The organism is Dolosicoccus paucivorans (assembly GCF_900100125.1).
GTDB classification, from domain to species: domain Bacteria; phylum Bacillota; class Bacilli; order Lactobacillales; family Aerococcaceae; genus Dolosicoccus; species Dolosicoccus paucivorans.
In genome coordinates, this window is record NZ_FNEL01000068.1 from 1 (window position 1) to 8,069 (window position 8,069).

Consider the following 8,069-nt stretch of genomic DNA (forward strand, 5'->3'; position numbering starts at 1 on the left):
CGAACAGCTTTCAGATCCTGAATGCGCCAAGGTGTATGCGCGTCGAAAAATCGACGTGGAGCCGGCATTTGGGTTTTTGAAGGCTTGTTTGGGTTTCACCCAATTTCACGTTCGTGGAATTGACAAGGTGAAACAAGAAATAGGCCTCGCGTTATTAGCAGCTAACTTAAGAAAGTTAGCCCTCTGCTAGCGGGCTCTTTTAAAAAATCCCCCGAACGATCACCAATGGATCATTCGGGGGGGATTTATTTGCGCGACTTATGTCACAGGCTCTCAATAAATAAGAAATTAGCGTTCTGGTTTTGCTGGGACTTCTAATTCACCATTAATAATTTGCTCACGATAAGATTCAATCGTCTCCCAAACATCCTCGGGTATATGTCCTCTTGTTAAACCGACCCCTTCTTCTTTTAAGCCAAAGAATTGTTCGCCAGGTTTAAAACCTTCTTCATTCGTTTGTGTAGAGAATTGATAAACCGCATTTTTCGATGCCTTTAAAGTTGAAGTTAGTGTTAAAGGACGTTCTGTGCCGTTGATTTCAATTAATCCATCTTCTTCTCGGTCTTGATCGACTCCTACGACCCAAATATCTCGATCGGGATCATTTTGAACAATATCTTTTGCTTCTGAAAACACCCCGTTCGTAGAATCCCCTGCAGCAGGATAGATAACATCAATATCATTGGCATACATGACTGTAGCAATTTGTTTCGCTTTCGTTGGATCGGCGTAACTTCCTACATATTCTACACTCACTTGAATGTTAGGGTCAACTGCTTTCGCTCCTGCAACAAAACCTGCTTCAAATCGATCAATAATATGACCTTCCACTCCGCCGACAAATCCTATTTTATTTGTTTTCGTCGCTGATGCAGCCGCGACTCCAGCAAGAAAAGCTGCTTCTTCATCTTTAAAGTTAATTGAAGCCACATTATCACCTTCAACCACCCCATCCATCATGACATAATTTTGATCAGGATTTTGTGGGGCAAGTTCTTCTATAATGTCGACTAATTTAAAGCCCACAGCATAAATCAAATCAAAATCAGCATGGGTCGCTTGAGTAATATTAGTGATAATTTCTGAATCATTATTGGATTGTAAATAATCATATCCTTGATTGCCTTTTTCAAGGCCATTTTCTTTACCATATTCTTGAATACCTTCCCAAGCTCCTTGGTTTAAAGAACGATCATCAATTCTTCCTTGAGTAGTCACCACAATCATTGTTTGAGCATCCTTTGCGTAAACGATTGCTGGGCTAAGTGAAGGCACTATCAAACCAACTACCAGTAAACTTCTTACTACACTTTTGATCAAACGATACATTTAAAAACCTCCTTGTGAATTAAGGAACTTCTAATATTATGAGTATCATAAGTGAAACTTTATTTAAGTGCAAGGAAAACCTCTTAAGATTATAAAAAAGCCTCAATGATCGTTTGAGTATCATTGAGGTCATTTCCTATAATAGTTTTTTGATCATTTCTTCTGTTGTTAAAGAAGATAAGTAACTCGGTGGAATGTCGAATAGAGATTTGGCTCCGTAGCTTTTATCTTGTTGTAATCGATACGCTGCTCGTGCAGCTGCTACCGCTACAGAAGCGGTGAATTCAGGGTTACTGTCTAAATTTAATTCTAATTTATAAGTAGACTGATGACCATTCATCATTCCTCTTCTTAAGACATACCCTCCATGGTTTAACTGTTGATGCTCCTTGTTAAAAGTTTCCTCATCAATAAAATAGACATGAGTTTGATAGCCTTGAAAATAGTCTGGCATATTAACAATCGACTCTTCAATCTCACTTTCACTCCGAGTACCCGTTGTTACAACGTAGACGTCTCTAATATGTGCTTTTTCTTTAGTATAGTTGACGGGCAAGCCTTGTTGTATTTGGCTGACTAATTCATCGTTAGGTAAGGTATATTGGGCAGCTAATTTAACTCCCTCTACTTGTCTTACCGCATCGCTATGCCCTTGGGAAAGGCCGGGACCATAAAACGTAAAAGTTTCACCTTCAGGTAAAAAGGATTCGCTATATAACTTTTGTAACGAAAAGACACCCGGGTCCCACCCCGTCGCAATGACAGCAACGTTTTGATGTTTTTTTGTGATGTCATCTAGTAACTGATAATGATTCCATAAATCTTGATGGTTATCATAACAATCCACTGTAGAAAAATGAGTACTATAAAATTCGCGAAATTTAGGAATATCTTGTTTAGATCCGCCACATAAAATTAACACATCAATCTGGTCTTTAAAATCAAGTAAGTCATCCACATGATACGCTTTATTTTTAGTATCTAAAGTTTTTGGATCCCGTCTAGAAAAAATCCCGACTAAATTAAAATCAGAATTTTGGCTAAGGCTTATTTCTACTCCTTTGCCTAAATTTCCATATCCAATAATTCCAATATTAATTTGGCTCACTTTATTCCCCCTCTAATACGTCATTGACATCATATAAACCGGGCTGTTGATGAACGATAAATTCAGCAGCCTTTAAACTACCTTGAGCAAAAATTTGTTTAGAATAAGCGGTATGAGTCAGCTCAATCACTTCATCTGTTCCAAAGAAACTAACGGTATGAGTGCCGACGACTGTTCCTCCACGTAAAGCATGCATACCTACTTCTTGTTTAGTTCGCTTAGCATCTAAGCCGTGACGTCCTTGGTGTTGGGTCAATGTGTGGTCTCTGCCACGATTAACCGCATCAAATAACATATGAGCGGTGCCACTTGGAGCATCTACTTTTAAATTATGGTGAGTTTCCGTAATTTCAATATCGAAATCTTTTAAAGCTTTCGCGACTACTTCAGCCACTTTTTCTAAAACATTCACCCCTAAACTATAATTCCCTGCATAAACGATAGGGATTGCTTGGGATGCTTTTTCAATTAACTTTGTATTTTTGATTCCTGTTGTCGCAATGACAACAGGAATCTTATGTTTCGTTGCAAAGTTTAATAACGGATCTAGTAAGTGTGGGGTAGAAAAATCAATAATCACATCAATATCTTGAGGTTGCGGGATATCATTAAAATCGCTATAAATATTGACATCTTCTTTAGTTATATCTTTAGGATGACCTATTCCTGCTACTAAATGGTGAGGTGATTTTTGAATCGTTTGTTCTAAAACACGCCCCATTTGGCCTGTTTGGCCAACAACTAATATATTCAATTCCATCATCCTTTTACAGTCGCCCTAGGTCTTCTAAAGCTTTTTTTACTTGTGCTTGTGTTTCTAGTTGAGCTGTTGTTAAAGGTAGACGTAATTCTGGTGTACCAAAGCCAAGTAAATGAGTAGCGTATTTCACAGGAACAGGACTCACTTCACTAAACATTGCTTTAACAAAAGGAATCATTTTAAGCTGCAAGTCTTTTGATGCTTCAACATTATCATTTAAAAACTCATGCACCATTTGACTTGTTTCTTTAGGAAAAACATTCGCAATAACTGAAATAACTCCTTGAGCACCCACTGATAACATTGGAACAATTTGGTCGTCATTACCAGAAACAATTTGAAAGTCTTCTGGTGTTTGACGGCGAATATCCATCGTATAAGCTAAATCACCGGAAGCGTCTTTAATGCCGAAAATATTGTCATGCTTCGATAATTCCACAACAACTTCAACTGGGATGTTATGCCCCGTACGTCCTGGCACCGTATATAACATCACTGGCTTTTCACTTACATCGGCAATTTGAGTATAGTGCTCAATGAGTCCTTCATTTGTCCCTTTATTATAATAAGGTGAAACAACTAGTAAGCTATCAACATCTAGCTGAGAGACTTTTTTGCTAAATTCAACCGCTTCGCGTGTATTATTACTTCCCGTTCCTGCCATCACTGGCACTCGCCCATCGACTCGATCAATTGTATATTTGATGACGTCTAATTTTTCGCTTTCAGTTAAAACAACTGATTCTCCTGTCGTCCCAACAGAAACAATCACGTCAATTCCTTCATCAATTTGATAATCAATCAATTGACCTAACGCTTCAAAATCGATTTCATGATCTTGTGTAAATGGTGTAATAATCGCTACACCGGCTCCTTTAAATAACATTCATTCAACACTCCTTATTGTAATAGCTCAGCAATTTGTACCGAGTTAGTGGCGGCACCTTTACGGATATTGTCGGCGACAACAAACATATGCAGGCCATTCTTTCTACTTAAGTCTCGACGAATACGTCCCACATATACTTCATCGGTTCCATTTGCTTCTTCCGCTAAGGGGTAAACTAAATTAGCGACATCGTCTCTAATGATAACGCCTGGTGCTTCTTCTAATGCTTTATAAATATCTTCTAAATCAAAGTCATTTTCAAACTCAATATCGATATTAACACCGTGTCCATTTTCAATCGGGACGCGAACAGTCGTTGCTGTAACGTTTAGCGTATCATCATTTAATATTTTTTTCGTCTCTTCAATCATTTTCATTTCTTCTTTAGTGTAACCATTATCTAAAAATGAATCGATATGAGGTAAAACACTCTTTTGAATGTTGTATGGGTAAGTAGTGGTTGTCCCTTCTTTTAAATCGGCAATACCTCCTACACCTGAACCTGATACTGCTTGATAAGTTGTATAAGTAATATGTTTAATACCAAATTTCTGAAGGGGCTTTAAGGCGACAACGGACTGAATAGTTGAACAGTTTGGGTTAGCAATTAACGTTTCGTCATGGACATCTTCTGGGTTTACTTCAGGAACAACTAAAGGAACGCCGTCAACCATACGGAACTCACTACTGTTATCAATGACTGTAATTCCTTTATCTCTTGCGATATCCACATACTCTTTAGAAATACCGCCTCCTGCTGCAAAAAAGGCAATATCAATATCTTTATCAAAAGAAGCCGGCTCTAATACTTCTAACGTATACTCTTGACCATTAAATTGAACCGTCGTTCCGGCTGAACGAGGTGAACTTAATAAGTATAAATTATCCACTGGAAATTGACGTTCTTCTAACACTTCTAAAATTTTTTGACCGACTGCACCACTAGCACCTACAACTGCGATATTCATTATAAATTCCTCCTAAAATTCAAATAATCTTCATTTAAAACAATAAATAACTCAATTTAACAAAACTTACAAAACTTCATTTCTAAATAAATCTTCATAAGTCTCTCGTTTAACAGCGACGTTTACTTGGCCATCTTTAACAAAAACAACTCCTGGATGAGGTATTTTGTTATAATTCGACGCCATCGATTGCGTATAGGCGCCAGCTGAAGGAACGGCTAAGATGTCACCTCGTTCAACTTCAGGAAGTTGAACGCGATCAATGAGAACATCCCCACTCTCACAAAGTTTTCCAGCAATACGATACGTATGGGTTAATTCGCATTGAGCTTTATTTGCTAATAAAGCGGTATATTTTGCTTGGTATAAAGAAGGACGTAAGTTGTCGTTCATCCCTCCGTCAATAAATGCAAAATCAAAGTTCGCTGATGGCTTAACGTGAGAAATAGAATAAAGCATTGTACCAAAATCATTAATGAGCGAACGGCCCGGTTCAATGGAAATTGCTTGAACATTGATGCCGTATTCTTCAATAAGAGTCTCTAACTTTTTAATGTACTCTGTTAAAAATTGGTCTAAAGCAAAAGGTGTGTCTTCTTTAGTATAATAGACGCCAAAACCGCCTCCTAAATTTAACTCATCTAAGGCTAAGTTAAAGTTTTTCTCTATTTCTTGGTAAAAAGCAACCATTCGCAAAGCTTCAGTAAAGTAAGATGTCATATCGAATATTTGCGAGCCGATATGACAATGGAATCCTTTAAAATCTAACTGTGGATAACGATCTAAGTCTTTTAAAAAATCCTTGGCTTCCTCAAAGTTCATCCCAAATTTAGAGTCATCATTAGAGGTTTGGATATATTTATGGGTTTTAGTCTCGATGGTAGGGTTTACTCTTAATAAAACACGCTGAGTTGTTTTTTTATTAGCTAAGATTGTATTTAATACCTCTGCTTCGCTCGTATTATCTAGAACAATCGTCCCTACTTGATAGTCCACGGCCATTTCTAATTCAGCATGCGTCTTGGCGTTACCATGAAAATAAACATTTTCTAAATTAAAGTTTGCCTGTTTTGCTAAATATAGTTCACCACCGCTGACTACATCTAAATATAATTGATGAGATGTAAGTTGCTGAATGAGATAGGCTGATAAAAAGGCTTTACCGGCATAAATAATACGTGTATTAAATTTTTGCGATTTAAAATGTCGCTTGAATGTTTCTATCTTCTCATCAATACCCGCTTCATCAAATACATATAATGGTGTCCCGTACTCCTTTGCTAATTTCTTCGCCGGCACACCAGCGATCACTAGATCATTATCGATTATTTTTGATGTTCCAAATAACCTCATCAATTATAGCCTCCTTGTAATAAAAAAACTCGTGAGTACAATTGGCACTCACGAGATTGGTGCCCTCAATGCAACTGCTCACCACTATAAGATTGGGCGTCTTATAGCGACAGTACTATCCTTATTCAGAAATAGTCCCAACGACTTGCGTCATTTCGGCGATGGCTCCTTTCGACATTCTACTCTTAGCGCACCGCGGCCTCTTGTTACACTGGAATATTAAATTTTAATTATATAATAATTCGATTAGACAAAATATAACATATACCCTTTGAAAGGTCAAATTAAATTTATAACTTTCTTATATATGTCTTCTCTTTTAAAGAAATATTTTAAAATTAACTGGTTGTTTCCTATCTTAGCGCACTTCATTATATTATTCAAATGATTAAAATAAAATGAACGAATTTGACAACATGTTCAATTATCTTTAAAATATTTTAAAACTAATAAATTGAAAAGGATAGGATTAGAATGGAACAAGTCGTCAGACCCGGCCCTCAAAGCTACTACAATCAAACTGGAATTTTAGAAGACTTAGATCAATTTTTATTTAATTTAGGTTACGAACATGTTGTTTGTGTCGTTGATAAAGGTGGGTGGTACGCCGTTGAGCCTTATCTACAAAAATCCTTCGAAAAAGTTGCTATATCTTTTATCGATTTTGGCGGAGAGTGTAGTTTTGCTGAAGGACAGCGTCTTTCTCAACGAGCAAAAGAACACACAGCCCAAGCAGTGATCGGTATCGGCGGTGGTAAAGTCATGGATGTCGTTAAATTAGTGGCGAACCACTTGATAATTGACTATCTTCAAATCCCTACGATCGCATCAACTTGTGCTTGTTGGGCGCCTTTAGCTGTTATTTATACACCCAAAGGACACTACGAAACCGTTCGCTTTTTTAACCGTACTGCTCGATCTGTCATTGTAGACCCTAGAGTTTTAATCCAAGCCGATCCTAAATTCTTTGTCGCTGGTTTAGCCGATACGATCGCTAAATGGTACGAAGGACGCATTCAATTAGATAACATGGCACGGACTCCCAATTTAGAATTAGGTTATCAAGCAATGAAGATTTGCTATGAATTTATTTTAAAAGAGGCTAAAAATGCACTGAAAGCCATTCAATCAAAACAAATTAACCAAGCTTTTGTTGACTTATTAGACGTTATCTTTGCCTCCGCAGGAAGTGCGAGTGGCTATGCCGGCGAGTATGGACATGCTGCAGCTCACGGCGTTCACAATGGTCTGACGGTTTTACCGGAAACGAAACCCTTCTTACACGGTGAATTAGTTGGGTATGCTATTTTAGTACAGTTAGTATTAGAAAACAAATGTAAATTTCAAGTATAAATTAGCCACTAGCTACAAATTTTCACAAGCCTTGAACTGTGGCAGTGTTAGTTAGCTTTAGTATCTTGTCTAATCTTTAGGCCTTTACTTGGAAGCTCCGGCATGATGCTCGCGATTAGCGAGCTGGAGCCAGGCTCTGGATAGGATGTCCAAAGAGCACTTCCAGTGTATTATGCTGGACTAGGATCCAAGTCAAGGCCTTAATGTTACGCAGCATGTCGCTGGGTGTATAAAGCCCGTGCAAACAGTTCGTGTGCTGTGGCATAGCCAAACTGTTTACGTGGATAATCATTCATCCACTGCTGAACT

At 37.8% G+C, this 8,069-nt stretch carries 8 protein-coding genes and 1 riboswitch; of the genes, 2 read left to right on the forward strand and 6 right to left on the reverse strand.

From position 1 onward, the window contains the following. A partial coding sequence (locus BLR79_RS07990; protein WP_143338829.1) for a transposase occupies positions 1-190 on the forward strand: 190 nt, incomplete at its 5' end. Between the two features lie 98 nt (positions 191-288). On the opposite strand, the gene BLR79_RS07995 is transcribed toward BLR79_RS07990, so the two are convergent. The 6 genes from BLR79_RS07995 to lysA form a co-directional block, all read right to left on the reverse strand. Next, positions 289-1,329 (reverse strand): BMP family lipoprotein, encoded by a 1,041-nt coding sequence (locus tag BLR79_RS07995; RefSeq protein ID WP_092086765.1) that lies wholly within the window; start codon positions 1,327-1,329, stop codon positions 289-291. A 136-nt stretch (positions 1,330-1,465) separates the two neighbouring features. Further along, complete coding sequence (locus BLR79_RS08000) at positions 1,466-2,437, reverse strand: diaminopimelate dehydrogenase (protein WP_092086767.1); 972 nt, start codon at positions 2,435-2,437, stop codon at positions 1,466-1,468. A 1-nt stretch (position 2,438) separates the two neighbouring features. Beyond that, on the reverse strand, positions 2,439-3,191 hold the full coding sequence (dapB, locus tag BLR79_RS08005; protein WP_200778888.1) for a 4-hydroxy-tetrahydrodipicolinate reductase: 753 nt from the start codon (positions 3,189-3,191) through the stop codon (positions 2,439-2,441). Positions 3,192-3,204: 13 nt separating this feature from the next. After that, the gene (gene dapA / locus BLR79_RS08010; protein WP_092086771.1) at positions 3,205-4,083 is read right to left on the reverse strand and encodes a 4-hydroxy-tetrahydrodipicolinate synthase; all 879 of its coding nucleotides are present in this window, start codon (positions 4,081-4,083) and stop codon (positions 3,205-3,207) included. A gap of 14 nt (positions 4,084-4,097) precedes the next feature. Next, complete coding sequence (locus BLR79_RS08015) at positions 4,098-5,054, reverse strand: aspartate-semialdehyde dehydrogenase (RefSeq protein ID WP_092086773.1); 957 nt, start codon at positions 5,052-5,054, stop codon at positions 4,098-4,100. 66 nt (positions 5,055-5,120) lie between these two features. After that, a complete protein-coding gene (gene lysA / locus BLR79_RS08020) occupies positions 5,121-6,407 on the reverse strand; it encodes a diaminopimelate decarboxylase (protein WP_092086775.1) in 1,287 nt (428 codons plus the stop codon). Between the two features lie 66 nt (positions 6,408-6,473). Continuing rightward, positions 6,474-6,618, reverse strand: a riboswitch (Lysine riboswitch). Between the two features lie 263 nt (positions 6,619-6,881). Between lysA and BLR79_RS08025 the strand changes: the two genes are divergently transcribed. Then, on the forward strand, positions 6,882-7,760 hold the full coding sequence (locus tag BLR79_RS08025) for an iron-containing alcohol dehydrogenase family protein (RefSeq protein ID WP_092086777.1): 879 nt from the start codon (positions 6,882-6,884) through the stop codon (positions 7,758-7,760). Positions 7,761-8,069 lie beyond the last annotated feature (309 nt).

Excerpts from the sequence above, each read along its gene's own strand:
- BLR79_RS07995 (WP_092086765.1), bottom strand. The coding sequence starts at position 1,329 with ATGTATCGTTTGATCAAAAGTGTAGTAAGAAGTTTACTGGTAGTTGGT.
- dapA (WP_092086771.1), bottom strand. The coding sequence starts at position 4,083 with ATGTTATTTAAAGGAGCCGGTGTAGCGATTATTACACCATTTACACAA.
- BLR79_RS08015 (WP_092086773.1), bottom strand. The coding sequence starts at position 5,054 with ATGAATATCGCAGTTGTAGGTGCTAGTGGTGCAGTCGGTCAAAAAATT.
- lysA (WP_092086775.1), bottom strand. The coding sequence starts at position 6,407 with ATGAGGTTATTTGGAACATCAAAAATAATCGATAATGATCTAGTGATC.
- BLR79_RS08025 (WP_092086777.1), top strand. The coding sequence starts at position 6,882 with ATGGAACAAGTCGTCAGACCCGGCCCTCAAAGCTACTACAATCAAACT.